The sequence below is a fragment of the Ktedonosporobacter rubrisoli genome, assembly GCF_004208415.1.
GTDB classification, from domain to species: Bacteria; Chloroflexota; Ktedonobacteria; order Ktedonobacterales; family Ktedonobacteraceae; genus Ktedonosporobacter; species Ktedonosporobacter rubrisoli.
Genome location: NZ_CP035758.1, coordinates 4,509,255 through 4,530,909, shown reverse-complemented (window position 1 = coordinate 4,530,909; position 21,655 = coordinate 4,509,255). Strand labels below are relative to the sequence as shown.

The 21,655-nt window shown below is 51.1% G+C and carries 18 protein-coding genes; 8 read left to right on the top strand and 10 right to left on the bottom strand.

The genetic code is table 11. The features are described 5' to 3' along the window. The first annotated feature begins 75 nt into the window (after positions 1-75). A complete protein-coding gene (locus EPA93_RS19895; protein WP_165423270.1) occupies positions 76-702 on the top strand; it encodes a Uma2 family endonuclease in 627 nt (208 codons plus the stop codon). A 268-nt stretch (positions 703-970) separates the two neighbouring features. Here EPA93_RS19895 and EPA93_RS19890 read toward each other — a convergent pair whose 3' ends face one another. From EPA93_RS19890 to pckA, 4 genes are all read right to left on the bottom strand, one after another. Beyond that, positions 971-1,897 carry an ABC transporter permease gene (locus EPA93_RS19890; protein WP_129889188.1) on the bottom strand — a complete coding sequence of 309 codons (927 nt, stop codon included), beginning with the start codon at positions 1,895-1,897 and terminating at the stop codon, positions 971-973. Between the two features lie 2 nt (positions 1,898-1,899). Then, entirely contained in the window at positions 1,900-2,898 is a 999-nt protein-coding gene (locus tag EPA93_RS19885) for an ABC transporter permease (RefSeq protein WP_129889187.1), read from the bottom strand. A gap of 93 nt (positions 2,899-2,991) precedes the next feature. Continuing rightward, positions 2,992-4,665 carry an ABC transporter substrate-binding protein gene (locus EPA93_RS19880; RefSeq protein ID WP_165423269.1) on the bottom strand — a complete coding sequence of 558 codons (1,674 nt, stop codon included), beginning with the start codon at positions 4,663-4,665 and terminating at the stop codon, positions 2,992-2,994. Between the two features lie 562 nt (positions 4,666-5,227). Further along, positions 5,228-6,802 (bottom strand): phosphoenolpyruvate carboxykinase (ATP), encoded by a 1,575-nt coding sequence (gene pckA, locus EPA93_RS19875; RefSeq protein ID WP_165423909.1) that lies wholly within the window; start codon positions 6,800-6,802, stop codon positions 5,228-5,230. Positions 6,803-7,425: 623 nt separating this feature from the next. On the opposite strand from pckA, the gene EPA93_RS19870 reads away from it, so the two are divergent. Further along, positions 7,426-8,088 (top strand): adenylyl-sulfate kinase, encoded by a 663-nt coding sequence (locus tag EPA93_RS19870; RefSeq protein WP_165423268.1) that lies wholly within the window; start codon positions 7,426-7,428, stop codon positions 8,086-8,088. Between the two features lie 89 nt (positions 8,089-8,177). On the opposite strand, the gene EPA93_RS19865 is transcribed toward EPA93_RS19870, so the two are convergent. After that, positions 8,178-9,083, bottom strand: coding sequence for an RNA polymerase sigma-70 factor (locus EPA93_RS19865; RefSeq protein ID WP_242527451.1), 906 nt, complete (start codon positions 9,081-9,083; stop codon positions 8,178-8,180). A gap of 199 nt (positions 9,084-9,282) precedes the next feature. Here EPA93_RS19865 and EPA93_RS19860 point away from each other — a divergent pair, with 199 nt between their 5' ends. After that, positions 9,283-10,227 (top strand): NAD-dependent epimerase/dehydratase family protein, encoded by a 945-nt coding sequence (locus tag EPA93_RS19860; RefSeq protein WP_129889182.1) that lies wholly within the window; start codon positions 9,283-9,285, stop codon positions 10,225-10,227. A gap of 217 nt (positions 10,228-10,444) precedes the next feature. Next, positions 10,445-11,197: a universal stress protein gene (locus tag EPA93_RS19855; RefSeq protein ID WP_165423267.1), complete on the top strand. Its 753-nt coding sequence runs from the start codon at positions 10,445-10,447 to the stop codon at positions 11,195-11,197. Positions 11,198-11,237: 40 nt separating this feature from the next. Here EPA93_RS19855 and EPA93_RS19850 read toward each other — a convergent pair whose 3' ends face one another. From EPA93_RS19850 to murD, 4 genes are all read right to left on the bottom strand, one after another. Then, positions 11,238-11,897, bottom strand: coding sequence for a response regulator (locus EPA93_RS19850; protein ID WP_129889180.1), 660 nt, complete (start codon positions 11,895-11,897; stop codon positions 11,238-11,240). A gap of 42 nt (positions 11,898-11,939) precedes the next feature. Continuing rightward, entirely contained in the window at positions 11,940-13,721 is a 1,782-nt protein-coding gene (locus tag EPA93_RS19845) for a sensor histidine kinase (RefSeq protein ID WP_165423266.1), read from the bottom strand. A gap of 144 nt (positions 13,722-13,865) precedes the next feature. Then, positions 13,866-14,390, bottom strand: coding sequence for a DUF1453 family protein (locus EPA93_RS19840; RefSeq protein WP_129889178.1), 525 nt, complete (start codon positions 14,388-14,390; stop codon positions 13,866-13,868). 465 nt (positions 14,391-14,855) lie between these two features. Then, on the bottom strand, positions 14,856-16,232 hold the full coding sequence (murD, locus tag EPA93_RS19835; RefSeq protein ID WP_129889177.1) for a UDP-N-acetylmuramoyl-L-alanine--D-glutamate ligase: 1,377 nt from the start codon (positions 16,230-16,232) through the stop codon (positions 14,856-14,858). A gap of 415 nt (positions 16,233-16,647) precedes the next feature. Between murD and EPA93_RS19830 the strand changes: the two genes are divergently transcribed. The 4 genes from EPA93_RS19830 to EPA93_RS19815 all read left to right on the top strand — a co-directional run bounded on the left by EPA93_RS19830 (position 16,648) and on the right by EPA93_RS19815 (position 21,109). Further along, positions 16,648-19,404 carry a PAS domain-containing protein gene (locus EPA93_RS19830; RefSeq protein WP_129889176.1) on the top strand — a complete coding sequence of 919 codons (2,757 nt, stop codon included), beginning with the start codon at positions 16,648-16,650 and terminating at the stop codon, positions 19,402-19,404. Between the two features lie 36 nt (positions 19,405-19,440). Next, a complete protein-coding gene (locus tag EPA93_RS19825) occupies positions 19,441-20,196 on the top strand; it encodes a response regulator (RefSeq protein WP_207229600.1) in 756 nt (251 codons plus the stop codon). Between the two features lie 199 nt (positions 20,197-20,395). Beyond that, the gene (locus EPA93_RS19820) at positions 20,396-20,890 is read left to right on the top strand and encodes a response regulator transcription factor (protein ID WP_165423265.1); all 495 of its coding nucleotides are present in this window, start codon (positions 20,396-20,398) and stop codon (positions 20,888-20,890) included. A gap of 30 nt (positions 20,891-20,920) precedes the next feature. After that, entirely contained in the window at positions 20,921-21,109 is a 189-nt protein-coding gene (locus tag EPA93_RS19815) for a hypothetical protein (protein WP_129889174.1), read from the top strand. A gap of 262 nt (positions 21,110-21,371) precedes the next feature. Here the strand turns inward: EPA93_RS19815 and EPA93_RS19810 are convergent, their stop codons facing one another. Continuing rightward, positions 21,372-21,584 (bottom strand): hypothetical protein, encoded by a 213-nt coding sequence (locus EPA93_RS19810; protein ID WP_129889173.1) that lies wholly within the window; start codon positions 21,582-21,584, stop codon positions 21,372-21,374. Between the last annotated feature and the right edge of the window lie 71 nt (positions 21,585-21,655).

The window sequence follows — 21,655 nt, the reverse complement described above, 5'->3', positions numbered from 1 at the left end:
AGCCTTAATAACAGTTGTAAAAAGAGCGTCATGAGCTTAAATAATGGAAAAGGGAAATGTAGGAAGGAAAAAATCATGGCCATTAATCCGCTTCACGCACCTTTGCAGCCCGGCGGCCCTATGTCGGTCGAAGAATATCTTCAGCTAGATCGCAGCACCCTCGATGGCAGATATGATTATGTAGGCGGCGTAGCCCGGCTCATGTCTGGGGGATCAGTTGCACATAATCGAATCTCCAGAAATGTTGCTAATGCTATTGAAGATCATTTTCTCACTGGTCCGTGTACCGTCTTTGGCTCCGATGTGCAAGTCCTGATTGGGGTCAAAGCGAGCGGGCGTCAGCACTACGTCTATCCGGATGCCACCGTGAGCTGTGACGTAGCGGATCGGCGGCTTGATAACAACCTGATAAGATTGCCGAGAATCGTCGTCGAAGTCCTCTCTCCCGGTACAGAAGTCTTTGATCGAGGCAAGAAGTTGGCGGCCTATAAAGCCTGTGACTCAATCCAGGAGATTATGCTTGTGCACCAGTTTGCCCCCATCGTAGAAGTGTATCGGCGCAGCGAAAAGGATCAGGCCAGCTGGCAGCATGTTGTCTATGGTCCTGAACAAGCGGTTGAGCTGCGCAGCGTAGACATCTGCCTGAGTATGGATGAGCTCTATCGTGGCCTTAATTTCGACGAGCCGCAGTTAGAAGAATAAAGCGTGCCTGCAAAAGCCAGAGTTGGCCTGGGCGCAGTGGCAGGGCAAGTGATCTTTTGTAGGGTATTGCTGCATCTCGTTGGGAAGCGATAGACCAGGAATTGCGCCATAGCCATAATATAAAGCATTCTATTATGTGTATGTGCCAGAGAACTGCGTCGCCAGCGAGCGTAGCCTCTCGTGTGCCAACAGAAACCTTGGGCACAGATGCACTACCTCACTGGCGAACGAATTGTATGGCTTCAATCCTCTTGCCCCTTCTGCCAGCTTACTGGTCGTTGCGCAGGCGTGGATCGATCACCTCATCAATACCAATATTAATCAGCGTCAAGCCAACTCCTAAGAGCGCAATGCACAGTCCCGGCGGCAAGAACCACCACCATTCGCCCCCGAAGATCGCCCCCGCCTGATTGGCCCAGTAGAGCATGCTGCCCCAGCTGACCGAATTGGGATCGCCCAGGCCCAGAAATTCCAGCGCCGCCCAGGCTAGAATCGCGAAAATCACCGTGCTCACAAAGGATGCCGCCACAATCCCAATCTCATTGGGAAAGATCTCCGAAAAGATAATGCGCCAGATCGATTCTCCTGTCGAGCGTGCCGCCGTCACAAACTCGCGGCTACGCATAGACAGCGTTTGCGCGCGCAAAACACGGGCGTTAAAGCACCAGTGCGTAGAAATGATCACCGTCGCAATCGTCAACGGCGTCCTGGGGAAATAGGCTACAGCAATAATCGCCAGTGCCAGAGACGGGATAAGCAGAAAGATGTTAGTAAGCAGCGTCAGAAGCTCATCCACAATGCCGCCAAGATAGCCACCAACCAGGCCAATTACGATCGAGACCACCATTACCGAGAGCCCTGTCAAAAAGCCCCAGAAGACGCTACTGCGCGTGCCGTAGAGCAATTGGGAAAAAACATCCTGGCCCGAATTCGCAGTTCCTAGCCAGTGAGCGGCCGAGGGCGGGGCCTTCACTGTTTGTGAAAGGGCCATTGGATTGTAAGGAAGCATAAACGGTCCTACAATTGCCAGCAGCACAAAGAAAGCCACGATTGCACAACCTATCGCGATTTTCTTATTGATGGTGACAATCTGCCAGATGGAACGCAGCACCGTAGCGAACGAAGCCTGGCCGGGCCGCGCTTGAGTGATTTGGGCCAGCTCATTCGCCGGCTGGAAACCTTCGTCAAGACTCATAATCAGGCACTCCTTCCCTGGCGAATGCGTGGATCAAGAATGGCATAGAATATCTCGGCAAGAAAGTTGGCTGCCAGAATAGCGAGCGAGATGTAGAGGAAGATGCCTTGCATCAGCGCATAATCCTGGTTCTGTACCGCTAGCAAGAGCGTATAGCCGATTCCAGGATAAGAAAAGACCATCTCTGTGAGCAATTGTCCGCCCACCACGAAGCCCAGGGCAATGGCAAAGCCAGCAATATTGGGAAGAATGGCGTTACGTGCGGCGTAAGCAAACATCACGCGGCCCGTCTTCAAGCCCTTAGCGCGAGCAAGCAGCACATAATCCTCTGAGAGCGTCGTGACCATCGTATTTCGCATCGTCAGCATCCAGCCACCCAGCGAGACAAGTACAATCGTGCAGGCCGGCAAAACCGCGTGGTAGAGCACGCTCGCAATAAAATCCATGCTCCAGCCCGGATCTACCTCCAGCGAATCGTAGCCGCCCACGACCGGGAACCAGTGGAGCGTAGAGCCGAAGACATAGAGCAAGACCAGAGCCAGCCAGAAGTACGGGATAGCGGCAATAAAATTGAGCCCCGTGGTGAGCGTTAGATCAAAGAACCTGCCCCGTCTCCAGGCCGCAATTGTTCCCAATATGCAACCGAGCGCAAAGCTGATTATCACCGCCGCCAGGCCCAAACCCAGCGTCCACATAATTCCGCGCGCAATCACATTTGTCACCGGCTCAAAAGAGAACTGCACCGAAATACCCAGATTTCCGTGTAGCAGCTCCCACAGATAGTTGAGATATTGTTGCCACAGCGGCTCATTGTTATAGCCCAGCTCTGCCTGTAAGGCATGCAAATAGGCAGGACCGACATGCCCACCCTTTTCCTGGATGTTAGCTACCAGGATCGTAAGAGGATCGCCGGGAGCCAGGCGCGGCATAAAAAAGTTGATGGTAAGAGCCGCCCAGATTGCCACTAGATAGAATAAAATGCGACGTAGCCAATGTTGCATAAGCCACTCCTCTGAAAGAAGCGTGGGGGTCGGCCTCGGTCAGGCCAACCCCCTGCTTGAGCTTTTTACCTTACTATGGAGGCCAACCTCGGCTTAAGAGGCTGGTTGCAAGTGTAGGATAATGTACTCATTGTCTGGGAAAGCGTAAGGAGCACACGACGAATAAGGATTCTGCTCCGAAGGCCAGCCGGTGAAGCGCGTACTGGTATATTCGCACCAGCGGGCCCCGCCGAGCACAGGAATAAAGGGTACCTGCTCAACCATGATCTTCTGCAGCTCTTGAATGGCCTGCTTTTGCTGATCCTTGTTATCCGAAGTGGCAAACTCTTGAAGCAACTGATCAGTTTTCCCATCCTTCCAGAAGCTACTATTGCGTCCATTGGGTGGAATGCTGCTGCTAGCAAGCGTTCCGTAGTAGACGTAGTACGGGCTGGGGCCGCCAGTGACCGAATTGAGCATCAGTTGATGTGGCTGCGTAGAAGCGCGGAACGTGCGGTAGGCCGATTCCGCCATAAGCTTGATCTTGATTTCGATGCCCACAGTCTTGAGCTCAGCCTGCGCCATCTGGGCGATAGCGTTCCAGTCGGAGAAACCAACCACAGAGATAAGTTCGAAGGAGAGGCGCTTGCCATCCTTAGCATAAATGCCATCAGCGCCTTTGGTGAAACCGGCATCCTTCAGATATTTCTCGGCCTGCGCAGGATCAGGCTTGGTAGAGAGATTGGCATAAGTCGGATCGAGATAATCCTTACCGGCAGGCAGCACCAGGCCATGTTGGGCGACAGGCGGCTCAAAGCCCGCTACCGCCTGCTTGGCGAAGCCCTCGCGGTCAAGCGCGGCGCTGATAGCCTTGCGCACAGGTACCTGGCTCAGCAAGGGATCATTGATATCGACAAAGATACCAACCATGTTGATAGCATCCATAAAGTAGTGATTGTGAGCTGGATCTTTATCGATGAATGATTTCTGCAGGTTCTCGTCGTAATAGCCGCTCCAATCGATCTTGCCCGTAGGCATCACCGTTTGCGCCGATTCATTTCCGTTGTAGTAGGGCATGCGTATCTCATCAACTTTGACTTTATCAGCCTGCCAGAAGCCGGGATTGCGGTCAAGGACCATGAGATCAGAGGTGTAGCGCTTTAGTGTGAAGGGGCCTGTACCTACTACCTTGTCATTGTTGTACTTGGTAACATCGCCCACGCTGGCAAAGACGTGTTTGGGGATAATTACTACCTGGGTGGCTATAAAATAGAGCGCGGGAACATAGGGCTTTTTGAGCGTCATCACCACAGTGTTCGCATCGGTAGCCTCCACGCTTTTCAGATAGGACCAGGCATTGGCCGTATCCGCCGCCGGATATTGCTTAATTGCGTTAAATGTAAAAGCCACATCCTCAGCACTGAAGCTCTGGCCATCGTTCCACTTGACGTTCTGGCGCGTATGGAATGTAACCTGAGTGAGGTCCTTACTCCAGGAATGATCGGTAGCCAGCAGAGGAGCATAGTTACCATCATTAACGTTGCAGAACTCAAGAGTTTCGTAGACGAAGCCGTTGATGCCAAAGTTAGGACTCGTGCTATAGGGATTGAAGCCAGGTAAAGAGAAGTTTGTCGATTGGGTGGCGATGGTCAAAACATGCTTCTGGTCTGTGTTTGTCGAGGATTGACCGCTTCCTCCACAAGCAGAAAGTAACAGCGTAAATAAGGCCAGAAGCGTGAATAAGGGGACTGCTAATTTAGGTCCTCTTCGACGATAATAGGAAGACACAGAAAACCTCCTCAAGCATTACAAAATAGTTAAAATGTTAATGCTGTGCTGTAAGCTCTCCTTGACTGATGTTGATGACACTTCTAGCAAGTAGCGAACAAGGAAGAGTAGTTATGGAAGTCGCGTCATAAATGGAAGGCCATATTGTACAGTCAGCGCTGATTGTACAGCTTTCTCTACACCGCTAAGCTGCATCGAGGGGAAAAGTATCTATGACAAGGCGTAGCGCTCACTTATGTTCTGCGCTAACCTTTTATGCAGCCTATTTTATTCAACCTCTTTCTTTGAGATGAGCGCTTGTATGTATAATGCAATAAAGTCTTGAGCCCTTTAAAGTTAATAGGAGCGTAACATATTCTCGTGGTATTGTCAAGTTGTTATATAGTTGTCTAGTCGACTTCTCAAAAGCCCGAAATCGCTAGCAAAACCTGTGATTCCAATATTTATTACAAGATTAGCGAGATATTTGGCTTGGGGCAAGAACAAGAGGTGAGCTACTCCCGAAAAAAGAAAAGTAGGGCGACCACCGGGATCGCCCTACAAAGTATTGATCAGGCATATATTAGCGAGGACCGGCCCGGCGCACATCATCGGAAGGCAAAGTGAACTGCTCAAAGTTCTTTTTGAAACGAGCTGCCAGTTCAACCGCGCCGCGATCATATGCATCCTTATCGGCCCAGGTATTACGCGGGATGAGTACCGAGTTGGGTACGTCTGGACAACTTGTGGGGATACGCAGACCGAAGACAGAATCGGTTACCGTCTCGGCTCCATCGAGCGTACCATCAATTGCCGCGCGAACCATAGAGCGGGTGTAATTGATATTGATACGCTGACCGACCCCATAGGGTCCACCAGTCCAACCCGTATTGATGAGATAGCAACGTACATTATGCTTCTCAATACGCTCGCGTAGCATATTTGCGTATTCGCCGGGACGAAGTGGCAAGAAAGGCGCACCGAAGCATGGGCTAAAGGTTGCCTGAGGTGTTGTTACCCCTGCTTCTGTACCTGCCAGCTTGCTAGTATAGCCCGACAGGAAATAGTACATTGCTTGTTCTGTTGTCAGCTGAGAGATTGGCGGCAAAATTCCAAACGAATCGGCCGAAAGGAAAATTACAGCCTTGGGATGACCACCCATACTTGACTCAACCACGTTATCAATATAGTCGACTGGATAAGCTACGCGTGTATTTTCAGTAAGCGAGTCGTCATCATAATCGGGCTCGCGGGTTTTTTCATTCAGTACGACATTTTCATAGACAGAGCCGAAGCGAACAGCATTCCAGATCTGCGGCTCATACTTCTTAGAGAGATGGATGCACTTGGCATAGCAGCCCCCCTCGAAGTTAAAAACACCGTTTTCGCCCCACCCGTGCTCATCATCACCAATCAACTGGCGGCTGGGATCTGCTGAAAGACTGGTCTTACCTGTACCGGAGAGCCCGAAGAAGAGCGCAACGTCTCCCAGGGGTCCGACATTGGCAGAGCAGTGCATAGGAAGAACGCCTCTAGCTGGTAAGAGGAAATTAAGAACTGTAAAAATGGATTTTTTCATTTCGCCGGCATACTCGGTGCCTGCGATCAATACTAAACGCTCTTCAAAATCAAGAATAATAGCGGCCTCTGAACGAGTTCCATGGGCAGGTGGATAGGTATGGAAATGCGGAACACAAAGAATAGTAAAACCGGGATCGTCGCTAGTCAGATCGCTTTCCTTAGCGCGTAAGAAAAGTTGGCGGGCAAACAGATTGTGCCAGGCCAGCTCCGTAATAACCTGAATAGGCATGCGATAGCGTGGGTCGGCACCAGCTGCAGCATCGAGAATATAGACATCGCGCCCCTGCAGATAGTCGGCGAGGCTACGGCGCACCGAAGCGAAAGCTTCAGGGCTGATGGGATGATTATTCTCGCCCCACCAGATGCGTGCCGCCGTCTCCTTATTGGAGACAATAAACTTATCTTTAGGAGAGCGCCCTGTATGTGATCCGGTTGTGGCCGCAAATGCCCCATTAGAGGCTAGCATTCCCTCTCCACGCGCCAATGCGTGCTCGACAAGGGCTGCCGGTGAAAGATTCCAATTGATCTTTCCCAGATTGACTAATCCGTAGTCCTCTAGAGCTTTCCTGCTCATCATCATTGTCATAATAAATTTCTCCTCCGAGGGTCACATGGTCGCGTGAATAACAACGACGTTGGTGCCTTATACTGTTTTCCTACATAAGTATACGCAACACATTCTTCCCCCGACGTTGTAAGTCTATCAAACTTATGGCGCAAGTGCAACCCAAACCTTACTAGAGGCCCTACTATATGGATGAGTTGAAATGAAGCGCACAAGCGGGTTCGCCTGGCCAGGGAGACTGTGCGCCAGGGGAAATACGCTGGGCTTAGTGAAGTAATGAGTTATAGGTTACATCAGTAAATTTTATGCAAAAAACGAGATCACTCTTTGCCGAAATTCGTTTTTTGCTCTTATCCTTATCTTTTTGCTATTCTTTATAGTAAGGAGCTGTCCTTTGTGGAGCATGATATGTATGTGTGACCTTATATATGATACACTATCTATAAATGTAACCTGTGTCTTATGGTTGGATGAAAGGGCTTTTCAGCGTTGATCCAGTTGTCTTCGACACTAGAGAAGGGAAGAATGTGAGCATCCTTCACGCTCCCTATGGAGGCAGCAGACCTCATGGCCTCCATCCCTTTCCAAATGCTAGAAAAGCTCTGGGCGGAATGACAGAGGAAGGAGAGCCCTGCATGTCTCAACCCTTACACTCGCAATGGAGTACCTGGCCTGGCTGGTCAATGATCTCTGCGATGAGCGCCCCAGGCTTTACTATCTGGCTTACAGGCTTGCCCGGTACTGGTAAGAGTACGTTGGCAAGTTTGCTGCAACAGGCACTCCTCGCGCGCGGTTATAAGGTTGAAATCATTGATCGTTATTCTCTTGCTGTCTGGTTGCGACGTGAGTTGCATGTTCTTGAAGATGCCTGCAAAGAAAGCAGCGATAGGCCTGGCTATGATGCCTTTATCACCTATCTATGCTCGCTCCTGTCTCACAACGGCGTGATTACTATCTCGGCTTCAGTCTCTCCTTTGCGTATGGCTCGCCGCTATGCCCGCGAGCAGTTACCGCGCTTCATCGAGGTGTACCTGCACTGTCAGGATCAGGTACGCGATCTGCGCCTTCAGCAACAAGATCGCCCGTCTGTTATCCATGAATATCTCTATCAGGCTCCGAAGTCGCCTGAGTTGAGTATTGATACAGGTGCCGAATTGCCGGAGCAAAGCGCCTTACGCCTGCTTGAATACCTTGAGCAGTATGGCTATATTGCCCCGCGTTGGGCTGAGCATAGGCACGAGGAACAAGAGATAGAGATTGTGAAGGAACGTCTACGGGCTCTAGGTTATCTAGAATAAGGTAACGCGGGCGGGACCGGACCCCTAAAGATCACAGGTCCGGCCTCGCCTGCGTGCGTTCTCAAGAAAATCTGCCGGCAAGAGCGCTATTATTCCCAGGGAGCGATCTGCTGTTGAGCCTGGCGCCTCTCCAATTGGCCTTGCAGGAAAGCTAGCTTATCGGGATTGAGAATGCTGCGCAGGCCTGTGATAGCGCCACCAGCTATATCGAAGATCAACGCCCAGTTGAGATGCTCGTCGCTCCACGATAAGAGTGCTGGCCCTCCATTTACCTCTTCCATAAATAGCTTGTGGCTAGTCGGTACTTTGTGCGTGAGCGTAATGCACAGGCGGGCGACGGTTTCTTGGCCAGAGACAGGCAGCAGGCCGGCGCGCACTTTCCCGCCTCCATCGGCCCAGGCCGTTACGTCGGAGGCCAGCAGTTGCGTTAGCGCAGAGAGATTGCCAGATTGGCAAGCCATGACGAAAGATGAGGAGAGTTGCCGCTGCATTTCTGGCTCAACCTGAGCCCGGTGGCGTTTCTCGGCAAGATGATTTTTGGCGCGATGGAAGATTTGCCGACAATTCTCCGCGCTTTTGCTAATGACCTCGGCAATTTCTGCGAATGAATAGTCAAATACCTCGTGGAGCAGGAAGACCGCGCGCTCAGGAGGTGTCAGAGTTTCCAGAAGGACGAGGAAGGCCATGGAAATTGCTTCTTGCCGCTCAAACGTCTCCTCGATTGACTCCTCTGGGCTGAGCGAGGTGAGTATCGGCTCGGGTAGCCAGATTCCGATATATTCTTCGCGCTGCACACGCGCGGATTTAAGATAGTTCAGGCTGAGATTGACGACGATTGTTGTCAAATAAGATTTAAGCGAATGAATGTCGCTGCTCTCTACCTGCTGGTAGCGCAAGTAGGCATCCTGGACAATATCCTCGGCCTGGCTGGCGCTCCCGGTCATGCGGTAAGCAATTGAAAAGAGCAGATGACGATAGGTTTGAAATTGATCCATAGCGCTGCTGCACCCATGCTTCCTGGCTTGTACTGGCATCCTCTCTGCTAATCATACCTTATAGGATGAGCAGCCGCCAGATATTTTTTGTTGTTTCGTATAAATTTAAACTTTGTACCTGTCACGTTTGTCTGAGCTCACTTGTCCCCTTTCTAGAAGAGTAAAAGAACATTCTAAAAGAAGAAAAAGAAGATAAAAAATGAACATTTTTGTGACTGGTGCTACAGGTGTGCTGGGAAAACCAGTGGTGAAACTTCTGGTCGAAGCGGGACATCATGTCTTTGCCCTGAGCCGCTCAGAGCGCAATGCCATGCTCATTCAGCAATTGGGAGCCGAGCCTGTCAGCGCAGATCTCTTCTCCGCCGATTCCATGCGTCAGGTTCTGGAGACAACGAAGGCCAATGCAATTGTGCATCTGGCCACCAAAATTCCCCCAACCATGCAGATGGGCAAGCTCGCATCGTGGCAGGAAAATGACCATATTCGTCGGGATGGCACACGCGCCCTGGTCGATGCAGCTTTGGAGGCTTGTGTACAAACCTTCGTCTATCCCAGCTTCTATTACGTCTATCCTGATCGGGGTGCTCAATGGATTGATGCACTTTCAACTCCTGTTCAGTCTCATCCCACTCAGCAGGCTACTCTCGATGCGGAGGCAGAGGTAGAGCGCTTTTCTGGCGAGCAGCGCCGCGGGATCGTCCTTAGAATGGGCTCGCTCTACGGACCTGAGGCTCCTTCAGCTCTAGAGCAATGGAACTTTGCGCAAAAAGGCCTGGCGGTATTGCCAGGAGCCAGAGATGCCTATCTCTCCTATGTCTGGGTAGAGGATGCAGCCTGCGCCATTGTCATAGCTCTGGCCGAGGCTCCTTCCGGCATTTATGATATCGTTGATGATGAGCCGCTCACGCGTCAAGCCTTTGCCGATGCCCTGGCCAACAGTGTAGGGAAACGACGTCTGTTTTTCATCCCCAATATGCTTATGAAAATGATGAGCGGTATTGCGGCCAACCTGATCAATCGTAGCCAGCGCGTCTCGAATCGGCGCTTTAAGGAACTGACCAGCTGGAAACCTGAGTTCCCCAATGCGCGTGAGGGCTGGATGCGACTAGCGCAAGCAAAGCGCCTGCTGGAGGTTGCCAGCTAGTTTAGCTAATTCATCAATAATTTTTGAGTGCCTCCTCTAAAACCTTTAACAATTTTTGAGCAAAACTATGCTATATCCCTATATAGCAAGACATCAGCTGGCTCGTAACTGAGCTATTAGATAGTTGTTATATTGGATGAGCATGTGTTCTATGCCTGCTTCGAACGCGCTAGCATTTCTCTGCGCGGGATTGAGCAAGAGGGATAGAGGAGCAAAGATGCTGGATTTTAACCATGACGCTTTTCTGGAGCGAGGAACAGGATATACAGCGAAGACACACTTGCTGCTGGGCGTAGATGCTCCGCTGACTACTGCCACTTTACAGGCATTGCGCACAGTGGGTGAGTTGTTTGCAGCTTATTCGGAAAACGTGCATATCTTGCTACTCAGCGTGATTCCGATTCCCTATGTAAGTGGTAGATATACGCCTCCGAGCATATTGCCACCCACACTTGAGCAACGAAAACAGGCCCGGGTAGCCTTGCAGGTGGCCAGCACAATCTTACGACAGTGCGGTATGGCTCGTTCTCGTATTGAGACCATGGTGAAGGCGGGAGCGCCAGGCGATGAGCTACTTAGAGTGGCCCGCCAGCAACATATTGACTGTATTGTGCTTGGGTGCCAGGGGTATTCTCTAGGTCAGCGGCTGCGGCGCATCTTCATGGGGAGTATGTCGCATTACGTTCTGCGCTTTGCTTCCTGCCCGGTCTTGATAGTCACGCAATCTCAGGCTCACACATCTCTGGTTGCCTGGTATGAAAGAGCGATTCAGCAAGCACTTCATGAGCACCCCGGCACTCTTGTAAACTTTACAGCGCGCGAGGTCGCTAGCGGTTTTGTTCCCTCTCAGGTGCAGGCTGCTGGAAGGAAAGAGTGTGAGGCAGCCACGCGCGCTCTTGAGCGCCTGGCCAGTTCGGGCATCCTGAGCCGGCGGAAGATAAGCGGAGAGACACATTACCTTAATGATTAACTAGCGCCAGCCTTCATGCGCGGCTAAATAAAAGCCCTGATCAGGGAAGCTCGATCTCATCCAGCGAGATCATTCCTTTTTTGAGGGCGTAAATAACTGCCTGCGTACGATGGGCCAGCTGTAGTTTGGTCAGGATATTGCCCACGTGCGTTTTTACTGTCTCCTCGCTCACCACCAGGGCGGCAGCAATTTCGGGATTTGTGCGCCCAAAGGCTAGCTGGCGCAATACTTCTTGCTCACGCTCAGTCAGCTCGTTTACATGTTTGCCGTTGCGCATCAGCTCTTGCATAACCGCGCTGGCAACCGCCGGATCGAGCAATGACTGGCCGCGCGCGGCTGCTCGTACTGAAGCGAGCAAAACGTCGGGATCGGCCTCTTTGCGCACATACCCGATGGCCCCGGCACGGAGCGCCGCCAGAACGCGTGCATCATCTGTATAGCTGGTCAGGGCCACAATCCTTGTATTGGGAAGCAATCTATGAATACGGCGGATGGCTTCGATACCATCGATTCCACCAGGCATGAGCAAATCCATAACTACCACATCTGGTAACCACTCTTCGATGTGTTGTAGGGCCTCTTCTCCGCTAGAGGCTTCACCTACAACGGCAAGGTCATCGAAGGCCTTGAGAAAGCTGTGAAGTCCCCTACGCACAATGTGATGATCGTCCACCAGGACAACTTTAATTTTATTCTCCACTGCGTGCTCCTCATCTCCTGATAGCTACTTATGTCAGCCCGCTTAGCTTTTGCGGCTTCGCAGATCGTTCCAGTGCTTTATCTGGAAGTGACTCGTAAGATTAGATATGGCATAGATTATCAGCAATGCTGCGCCTATATTAGTGCCCACATTGCGTGTTCCTGAGCTAGATAGTAGGGAATCGCTATTGAGTAGGAAAAAAATAGCACCAATGATAACCAGAGTTCGCCAATGTTTACGTATCTCATCGCGTCTACGGGCAAGGTTCCAATCAAGCTCTGACTGGGATAGCTGTCCGTAATAGCGATTTACAATTCGGCGATAGATGATAATTACCGCTATAAGCAGGATTCCGAGGATGATCGAAATCCCAAAGAGAATCCACCAGCTAAACGGAGAGATAAGCCACAATTTTTCATACAAGAAAAAGTACCAGATACAGACAATAGAAAGGCGCAAAAATCGGTTATATAAGCGGTATTTTCTTCGCTGTAAATTTAAGGTCTCGACATTATTACTGCCCAAATTGACGCGCACCCGCGTCAACGAGGTATGGGCCTGGATGCAGGCATAGAGAGCTGTCATGAGGCAAGTAAAGACTCCAATCTCCGTGCCTGCCAATATGTTGGAAGGCGAAGGCAGGCGGGGTAGAAAAGTAACAGTAATGCTGAGGGCAAAGAGCATAAAGGCAATTGGAATAGCGTTTTCGCCTAGCTGGATGCCCCAGACTGTTTGTTCAATGGCTTTGCGCGTCTCAAAAGTGTTCTGCTCTTCCTCGTGAGCGGTTTGTAGCTTTTCCAGTAACGGGATGCTGATAGTAAGTGTTGTACCTTTGCCAGGGGCGCTCTCAACCTCGACAGATCCACTGAAAGGTGTTACACGCTCACGAATGTTTTTCAGGCCCATGCCTGGCCTGGTGCTGCTGGGCTCAAAGCCTTGCCCATCGTCACGAATCTGCACAGAGATAGCTCTGTCTTGCTGCTGTAGCTTGAGCCAGACATTACTGGCGCGGGCATGGCGGGCAATATTGGCAAAAGCCTCTTGCACGATCCGGAAGATTGTTTCTTGCGTGCCGGGGAGAAATTGGTCGCTGGATGGCATCTCGCCGAGATCTACAGTTATATGCGCTCCCGTGCGAAAGCCCAGGGCTTCCGCCTGCGTGCGCAAAGCCTCCGCCAGGCTGGTATTCTCCAAAGGAGCTGGCCCGAGCTGTTGGAGCAAGGCGCGCATCTCAACCTGGGCCTCTTTGGTACTGCGTAAGATATCTGCTACCGCATCCTGTGCGTCCTGCGAATTACCATTCCAATGCGCTTTAGCTGCGGCGGCACTCATACTAATACTAAAGATCTGCTGTTTGATCGAATCGTGCAGCTCGCGGGCTATACGGTTGCGCTCAGCCTGGGCCGCCGCTTCGCTTGCCTGATGTAGCGCCTGTTCGCGTAGCTCGTTGGCCAGGTGCGTCTGTCGCGAGTATTCTTTAAGGCGCCCAGATAGAGCCTGGCAATGGGTAAAAAGGATCATTAATGGCCAGCGCCAGGAGATAAGCTGCACTTCAGCGGGAAGCCCTTGCGCAAAGCGGGCCAGCGTTAAGGTCAGGACATAGAGATTGTACTGGATATTGCTAGTTAATAGGAGGCCCGACAGTCCGGCAGCCAGCATAATGAGCGTAATCTGGTTGATTTGGCTGAGCCTGGTATGTGCCAGCGCCGAGAAAACGACAACAGCGCATCCTCCTGCCAGGGCGTGACTCAAGAAGAGTTGCAGGGTGAGCCCTGATTTGTATGTTTCTATAACCCCCTGAGGTGGAGCTAGAAGGCGTCGCATATCTTTCTCTCCTGATGGCAGTATCCTCATGGCATCTTTTAACGAATGTATAAATGTATATATGAACGATAGAGTAAGCATATTCTGTCGAGAAGAAGATAGCAAATAAATTCGCCGAGATCAAGAAATCCTGATCAAAATAGCTTACCATTTCATTTTCTGCACATTTTGCTGTTGTATGACTGATAACCGCGAGGCACGCCAGAAGAGGCTCACCCTCTCTCCCACGATATTGCCCAGGAATAGCGTGTTCATAATCGCTGCGATCAGCGCTATGAGCGGCGATGTGCGGGTGAGCGATGCGTAAGACGCGACAACAGTAAACACGCGAACAAGGAAGACAAGAAACCAGATACAGATACTTAGCGTATTGCGCTTCGCCAGAATTCTTCCCGTCTCAGGATCTTTGCGCAAGGCTGGTAGCGTACCTCGGTAAAGCCCTAATGGTAGGCCTACAGCCAGGCCAAGCAGCATAGCTGCCATGATAAATGAGGGGCTGATAATCTGTATAGATAGCTCAACAGTAGCACGCATAAATGTATAGTAGGCTACGAGAACGGGAAGAATGATCAACGAAACCAGGGTTATACGCTGCTCCTGGAACTGGCGCACAATCATATAAATGACCACAACCACAATAATAAGTAGCGTCATAGAGTTAGGCGACATAATTGAGTATTCCTTTATAGATGTTACTAGGATGAACTTTTTATGAACAATGTTCCGGCTCATTGCAGGGATAAGTATAGCGGCCAGGCGTTTCGAGGCCATCACTGCTAGGCGTGGTTTTCCTCTCCCCCAAAAGAGGGAGAATGCGCAAGAGCATAAGATTTTCTAAAGCGGGGATGTTGCAATAAGGTAGTAGCGAAAGGAAGCCTGAAGTCTCCTTTGCCATGTTGGATTTAATAAAGAGGTACTTTGCTATGGGGAAACTCAACTAACTTCTAAAGAGGATCGCCTTATCTCAGGTTATGCCGGGCGCATGGGCCCGATATATAGCGCGGTTAGAGAGAGGAAGATGGAAATAGAGAGGCCTGGAAAAATTGCCTCAGGCCTTCTGTTTCCTATAGCCATATTCTATAAATAAGTGTGAATATATACACTCTGGCCTATTTTGCCAGGTCAGGATCAAGCTTAGAGGGAATGTACGTATTCTCTAAATTTGTCGCCACGATCGAATTCATTGAGAAACATACCAAAGCTGGTAAAACCTGGTGAGAAAAGCAGCACATCTCCGGGACGTGTAAAGCTCAGAGCTGTATCCAGAGCCTGTTTGAGGTTGGCGAAGATGCCGCGCACAGGATTTGGCTTGCCCTGCGCATGTGCTTCAGCATCCAGTGCCGGCAAAAGCTCATCAGTTCCACTTCCCGGGAGCAAGATTACGTCCCTGCTGCGTTTGATAATAGTGGCGGGCCAATCTTCTAGCGGTAGATGTTTGGTATTGCCACCAGCCACAAGGACGATGGGCGCATCGAAAGCTTCCAGGCCAACGCGTCCGGCCACCGGAGTGGTGCTTGTGCTATCATTAATGAAGCGCACACCATTTACAGTGCGCACCTCCTCAAGGCGATGCCCGACGCTGCGAAAGTTACGTACAGTTGTCGCAATAATCTCATCGTCTATTCCAAGTAAGCGCGCCGTTGTTGTTGCCAGGAGAATATTTTCCAGGTTGTGCCTGCCCATCAAGGGAGTTTCGGTAAACACAAAGGGCTTGATATGTTCCTGCGGATTCTGCTGACTTAGCTCGGCGCGCTGAAAGCTTCCCCCCAACTGCAGGCTGGTAAACCACGTATTGGCCGGAGCCTCTGTACCGAAACGGCGTGTCCAGGGATTATCGAAATTAAATATCGCCAGATCGTCAGCATGCTGATGACGAAAGATGTTGGCCTTAGCCTCAGCGTACTCCTCGATGCCAGAATAAGTATTGAGATGATCGGGATAGACATTGGTCATAACCGCAACTGCCGGGCTGATGGCGTGAGGCTCAAGTCCTTCCAATTGCCAGCTTGATAGCTCTAACACAACCTGGGTCTGGGCCTTGATCTGAGGTAGCAATGAAAGCGTCTCTACGCCTGCCACATTGCCTCCCAGCACGGTAGGGGCTCCACTGGCGCGCAGTATCTCATAAATCAAGCTGCTGGTTGTAGTTTTTCCACGGGTGCCGGTAATTCCAATGATACGGCCGGGGCAGGCCAGGAAAAAAAGCGCAATCTCCATTTCAATGCGTGCGCCATGTTCCTTTGCGATTTTCAAATATGGAGAGGTGCGGGGCACGCCCGGGTTGCGGATAACAATATCGGCCCACTGGAAATCTTCCTGGCGGTGCTGGCCAAGAATAAATTCGATAGAGAGACCAGACAGAGCCTCGACGCTGGGCGCCAGAACTTCCGCTGGCTTCATATCTGTCACCCTGACAATAGCTCCCTGCTGTGCCGCGTAACGGGCCGCAGCCATACCAGAACCCTGCAACCCAAGGCCCATAACCAGAACGCGCTTCCCTCGCAAGTCCATTGAATATTCCCCTCACTATCATGTATTTTATGCAGTATCATAGCAGAATCAGGGCGGGGATACAAATTCCTCTGGAGCCGACTGAGGCTGCCAAATTTCTCTCCTTTGCTCTGTCATCAAAGGAGAGAAAAGAGAGAAATAAATAACCCTCGACTATCACTATTTTTTCATGACTGTTCTCAATATCTATGATAAAATTAGCAAAACAGAACAACCTGATATACAGAGACATCAACCCAAAAAAAAGCTATAATATCAGTGCTACTAACGTGTGTAAAGTATTAAAGTACAAGAGCTGCAGCTGTCCGGCCAGAGCTGGGACCCGGGCAAGGCTTTTGTCTGGATTTATAGAATTGTGGAGGCGGCGTATCCTCTCTCGTCTTTGCTAAGGCGAGAACCCCAGGCCGTAGAAAGTATGGAGCTAGGACAAGCAGAACAACTTGAGTATATCCTTGGGCGCGTGTCTGTTGGGGTTGCTATCCTCGACTCCAGCGATTTTCGCGTAAGCTATGCGAATGCCTATTTGCGCTCACTCCTCGGTGCACAGTGGCGCGACAAGGATATTGTTGGGCAGGCTGTAAATGATGTGCTGCCTGAAGCAGTATCGCGCGTGGCTTTGCCTCTCTTAGAGCGGGTCGCCTTAAGCGGCGAACGGCTACAATTTTATGATATCCCATACGAAGGCTTTCTGGAAGTGAGAGGGCGCACCTACTGGCAGATAACACTTGAGCGCTCACCGAATTCCCTGAATTTACAGTCACAGACGAAACGGCAAGAAGCCTCTACCCTGCTGATCACTATCGAGGAAGTGACTGAGCGCGTGCGCTCGCATGTACATCTGAACGCCATTCATCACATTTCCTCGGCAATTGCCAGCGCTTCAGCCTTGCCTTTAGTGCTTGATCGCATTCTTGAGGCCCTTCAGGAGCTGGTCGGCTCGAAACGCTGTGCCATATTTCTGGCCGAGCAGCCCGAGCCGGACGTAGAGGCTTTACTTATGGAAGGCGACAGAGCATCAGGCGTATCAAAGCTGCCTCGTCGGGCTATTATCGCTGCCCAGAAGGGAGTTCATCCCCTCTCGCAAAGTTGGCATCCTTTGATCGATCAACATACATTGCTGGGTCGTGTTATTGCCAGGGGACGCACGATAATTGTCACGGATACGCATACCATGCAGGATGTTGAGCTTCCTCAGCTAGTCTATAAGGGCGAGCCTCGTCGTCCTGGCTCCGTGCTCTGTGTTCCCATTTTTGAGACCTATCCTGCCGCTGGAAAACAGAATACACAGCCTGTAGAAATAGATGGAATTGAGCATAAGAGAACCGTATTGGGGACGATAGAGGTCTACCATCGCCGCGCGCGCGGCTTTCCGGCCGAAGAGGTTGAGCTGCTAGAACGCTTTGCCATGCAAGCAGGCCTGGCCATCCAGAATGCGCGACTCTTTCGCAGCATTGAACGCTGGGCACGCGCTGCCAGTCGTAACGCGCATCAAAAAGATAATATCATGCAGGCTATTCCCGATGGCATTGTGATCTACGATCCGCGCTGGCGCGTGGCTGCAGCCAATCCGGCGGCCCGTGCTCTGTTAGGTTGGGGCGATGATATTCTTGGTTTGTCTCTAGCCCAGGCCATGAGACGCAGCTCCATGCATTTTTTGAGTGATGATTTCACCCGCGTGCCCGACATAAGGGCCGAGTTGGAACAACGTGCTCTGGCAGGGCAGGTAGACGAACTCAAGGTCAGGGGCGCCGATGATCGGGACTATACCTTGCGCTGTTCATATACACCTATTCGCGATGAGGTTGGCGATATTTTTGCCTTTATCGTCATTTACCATGATATTACCGAAGTCTCGGCGGCGCGAGAACGGATCGAGGCGGAAGTGGTGGCCCGTACTGCCGAGTTAGCCCAGCGCAATGCTGCGCTACAGCAAGCCAGGGATGCCCAGGCATTGACAAGCGCACGCATGGAGCTCTTGCTTAAGCATCTCCCTTCAGGAGTAGTTCTGGTCAATGCCCAGGACAACGCGATTATCGTGATCAATGAACGCGCTGTGCAGATTTTGCAAGATATGGGTGCGCCCCTGGAGCCGCGTGATGATTCGGCTGAAGCTGTGAAACAGGCTGTCGGCCTCAACTGCGAAGAGCTGGTGCGCCAGCTCAATCTGTATGGTCCTTCTGGCTCGTTGGTACCTTATGATGAGCGTCCCCTCCATCGGGTTCTGACCCAGGGCAAAGCCAATGCTGCAGAACTCCATACGACAACAGTAGATGGGCAAATGATCTATCTTTTTGTCAATTCTGCTCCACTGTATTCAGCTGATGGTAACGTTACCAGCGCTATTCTGGTCCTGCATGATATTACCGCTATTAAAGCTGTAGAGCGGGCCCGCGATGATTTCTTTACCACCATGGCTCATGAACTGAAAACGCCATTGGCCAATATCCGTGCCCATCTCAGCGCGTTGCTCGCCGAAGATCTGCAGTGGTCAGCCAAAGAGCAATATGAGTTCTTACGTACCGCCGATGAACAGGTAGAGCGCCTGGTTGGGATGGTTAACCATTTCCTCGATGCCTCGCGCGTAGAGGCGGGGGCCCTGCGCCTTGAGCTGGAACCGATCCTTATTCCTGAAATGCTAGAAGATTTGCAAGAGCGCCTGGAAGCCTTGATTAGTACATCGGGGCGACAGTTACAAATTACGCAACCTGCCCAATTGCCAGCCGTCCTGGCCGACTACGAACTGATTATGAGCGTTTTGAGCAATCTGCTCAGCAATGCATTTCGTTATGCACCAGAAGGTGATAAAGTATTTCTGGAGATTGAGCCAGTCTTCAATGGCGCGGTGAGGAAGCCCGTGGGCGTGACCATGCGGGTAACCGACCGTGGGCCAGGAATGACCTGGGAGCAGCAAAGGCAGATATTCACGCGCTTTAGCACGTTCGCGGCCATGAATCGGCCTGCCCTGGACAGACCGGGCCAGCCAGCGGCCGAAAGGCGCCGCCGTGGAGCCCGTTGGAGCCCGGCTACAGGTCTGGGCCTCTATATCAGTCGTGGCATTATTGAAGCACATGGTAGTGCCTTAAAGCTAAAGAGCAACCCTGGCCAGGGGGCAAGTTTTTCTTTTACATTGCCTGTGTTTGTAGGCAAGCAGAGACAGAATAATCAGGAATAAGGCAATAAGGCAAAAGGTAAGACAGGGGGGATATGTATGATGGCTACAGTTGATAAAAAGGTTCGCATCCTCTGTGTTGAAGATGATCCGCAGATGCGCACTTTTCTGCTAGCCCAATTAAAGGCGCGCGGGTTTCAAACGCAGGCAGTGCGCGATGGAGCGCAGGCTATCGATCTGGCTGCAATCTTTCAGCCCCAGCTTGTCTTGCTCGATCTTTCGCTTCCCTCGTTAGACGGTCTGACATTCCTGCGCCGGCTACGTGAATGGAGTAGCGCGCCTGTGATCGTGCTTTCCGCACACGATGAAGAGCCAGTAAAGATAAAAGCCCTGGATCTGGGGGCCGACGATTATCTCACCAAACCTTTTAGTCTCAATGAATTACTTGCCCGCGTACGTGTAGCTTTACGGCGCGCTGAGGAGACGGCGCGCCTGCGCAATAGCGTCATGGGCGGTGAAGCCCAGCGCCCGAGTTATCGTTGTGGAGGTGAGGGCGGCTTGCTGGTAGATTTTGCCCATCGCGTTGTACGTTCTGGTGGCCGCGAAGTGCATCTCACACCTACCGAGTACGACCTTCTTTGTGAGTTGACGCGTCATGCTGGTAAAGTGTTAACCCACAGGGAATTGCTGCAGCGCGTTTGGGGACCAGATTATAGCCGGGAAAATACCTATCTGCGCACCTTTGTTCGCCACTTGCGGCGCAAACTTGAACCGGACCCGTCCCAGCCACGTTTCTTGCGTAATGAACTAGGTGTTGGCTACTTCGTCCCGCCTCCTGACACCGAAGAACTCTAAGCCATCTCATTGCCACCCTGCTACGAGATTCGTCATAGATTCAGCAATTTCACACAAATTTTACACAGCAGCAGAGATATTCACACCATTGTCACCTCGGGTTGTGTAATATTGTAGAGAGATGATAAAAAGATGCTATCTCTCAGTCGCACCGGCTGCGCTACCGCACGATAGGCGTAGCGAAAGCAGGAAGTCAGTCATGTACGACCAGGACGCTGCGAACAACATGCCGGAAAGCGGCAAGATGGATTGTTTAAATGGTACAGTTCTCCATGAGTCTGACCAACCGGCGCAAGAACAATACGAAGGGCAGCATATCCAGCAACGTATTCTGGTGGTCGAGGACGACCCCACGCTTGCCTCTCTGGAAGCGGATATTTTGACAGCTCATGGATATACAGTAATCTCTGTCAATAGTGGGGAACAGGCTATCGCAACTCTCCGTCACTTTGTACCGAATCTCGTAGTGCTTGATCTTGAACTTACCGGCCCAATGCATGGTTTGGATGTTTTGCAGGCTCTGCGAGCCTCGACCTCCGTGCCAGTGCTACTTACTACGAGCTCATCGGCAGTGCGAAGCTATATTCATAGTCATGGCGAAACGAAATCGACGCTGGATCATTTGCCTAAACCATATCCAATGCAGACACTTCTCAAGCGAGTAAAGCGTATGTTGACGATGCCGCCTCATTAAGTTGTCCCACGATTCAATAAGGAGGATCATATGGATCGTAAAGAAGATCGCGAAATCTTGCGTAAGAATGGGTTTGCGGAAAATGAGGTCATTCAGCTAAGTAAACTTCGCTCTTATTACAATGAAAAGGAGAAGCATCAGGCCCTCATTATGCACCGGCGTCTCGAATTTATTCGTTGGCTTGTGAATACTGGCAAACTTACCGATCAGATAGCTTAAGCAGCGAGGTCGACTGCTCGGACCGGGCTGAGGTCGATTGGCTTGAAGCCGAATTGCCAGGGAAGACTTGGCCTGACCGCGTGGACGGCTGCTGGAGAAAGCGAAAAATCAGGACCGCGTTTCCTGGCTGTCTCTTCATCTGCTAGCCAGGAAACCGGCCCTTTGAAAAATAATATGCCATGTATGCTTGTGGAGTGATTAGATGTTGCTCACTAAGCTGTACATGGCATTATGTTTTGCTTCTGTCCTGCTGAGGCGCCTTTCAGGAAGGCAGCAGATGCTCGTTATGAATAATCAAGCCGCTGCCTGGTTTGCGCGCCGTGTGGGAGAGAAGCTTAACAGAAGCCATGATACTATCAACCAGGGTGGATGGCGGTTCAATAGGCTGTAATTGGCTAAATAAGTTATCTATCTCATCATCAGTCATGATGTCATTTATTTCGTCTGCAAAGAGGATTTGAGATGAAAGCTTCATATTGTACTCCCTCTTATGTTATTCGTACTGTCTCTGCTGCTAGTACGAATAACATAAGAGGAAAGTTTCAC

Excerpts from the sequence above, each read along its gene's own strand:
- EPA93_RS19895 (WP_165423270.1), top strand. The coding sequence starts at position 76 with ATGGCCATTAATCCGCTTCACGCACCTTTGCAGCCCGGCGGCCCTATG.
- EPA93_RS19890 (WP_129889188.1), bottom strand. The coding sequence starts at position 1,897 with ATGAGTCTTGACGAAGGTTTCCAGCCGGCGAATGAGCTGGCCCAAATC.
- EPA93_RS19885 (WP_129889187.1), bottom strand. The coding sequence starts at position 2,898 with ATGCAACATTGGCTACGTCGCATTTTATTCTATCTAGTGGCAATCTGG.
- pckA (WP_165423909.1), bottom strand. The coding sequence starts at position 6,802 with ATGATGAGCAGGAAAGCTCTAGAGGACTACGGATTAGTCAATCTGGGA.
- EPA93_RS19870 (WP_165423268.1), top strand. The coding sequence starts at position 7,426 with ATGTCTCAACCCTTACACTCGCAATGGAGTACCTGGCCTGGCTGGTCA.
- EPA93_RS19865 (WP_242527451.1), bottom strand. The coding sequence starts at position 9,083 with ATGGATCAATTTCAAACCTATCGTCATCTGCTCTTTTCAATTGCTTAC.
- EPA93_RS19860 (WP_129889182.1), top strand. The coding sequence starts at position 9,283 with ATGAACATTTTTGTGACTGGTGCTACAGGTGTGCTGGGAAAACCAGTG.
- EPA93_RS19855 (WP_165423267.1), top strand. The coding sequence starts at position 10,445 with ATGCTGGATTTTAACCATGACGCTTTTCTGGAGCGAGGAACAGGATAT.
- EPA93_RS19845 (WP_165423266.1), bottom strand. The coding sequence starts at position 13,721 with ATGCGACGCCTTCTAGCTCCACCTCAGGGGGTTATAGAAACATACAAA.
- EPA93_RS19840 (WP_129889178.1), bottom strand. The coding sequence starts at position 14,390 with ATGTCGCCTAACTCTATGACGCTACTTATTATTGTGGTTGTGGTCATT.
- murD (WP_129889177.1), bottom strand. The coding sequence starts at position 16,232 with ATGGACTTGCGAGGGAAGCGCGTTCTGGTTATGGGCCTTGGGTTGCAG.
- EPA93_RS19830 (WP_129889176.1), top strand. The coding sequence starts at position 16,648 with ATGGAGCTAGGACAAGCAGAACAACTTGAGTATATCCTTGGGCGCGTG.
- EPA93_RS19825 (WP_207229600.1), top strand. The coding sequence starts at position 19,441 with ATGATGGCTACAGTTGATAAAAAGGTTCGCATCCTCTGTGTTGAAGAT.
- EPA93_RS19820 (WP_165423265.1), top strand. The coding sequence starts at position 20,396 with ATGTACGACCAGGACGCTGCGAACAACATGCCGGAAAGCGGCAAGATG.
- EPA93_RS19815 (WP_129889174.1), top strand. The coding sequence starts at position 20,921 with ATGGATCGTAAAGAAGATCGCGAAATCTTGCGTAAGAATGGGTTTGCG.
- EPA93_RS19810 (WP_129889173.1), bottom strand. The coding sequence starts at position 21,584 with ATGAAGCTTTCATCTCAAATCCTCTTTGCAGACGAAATAAATGACATC.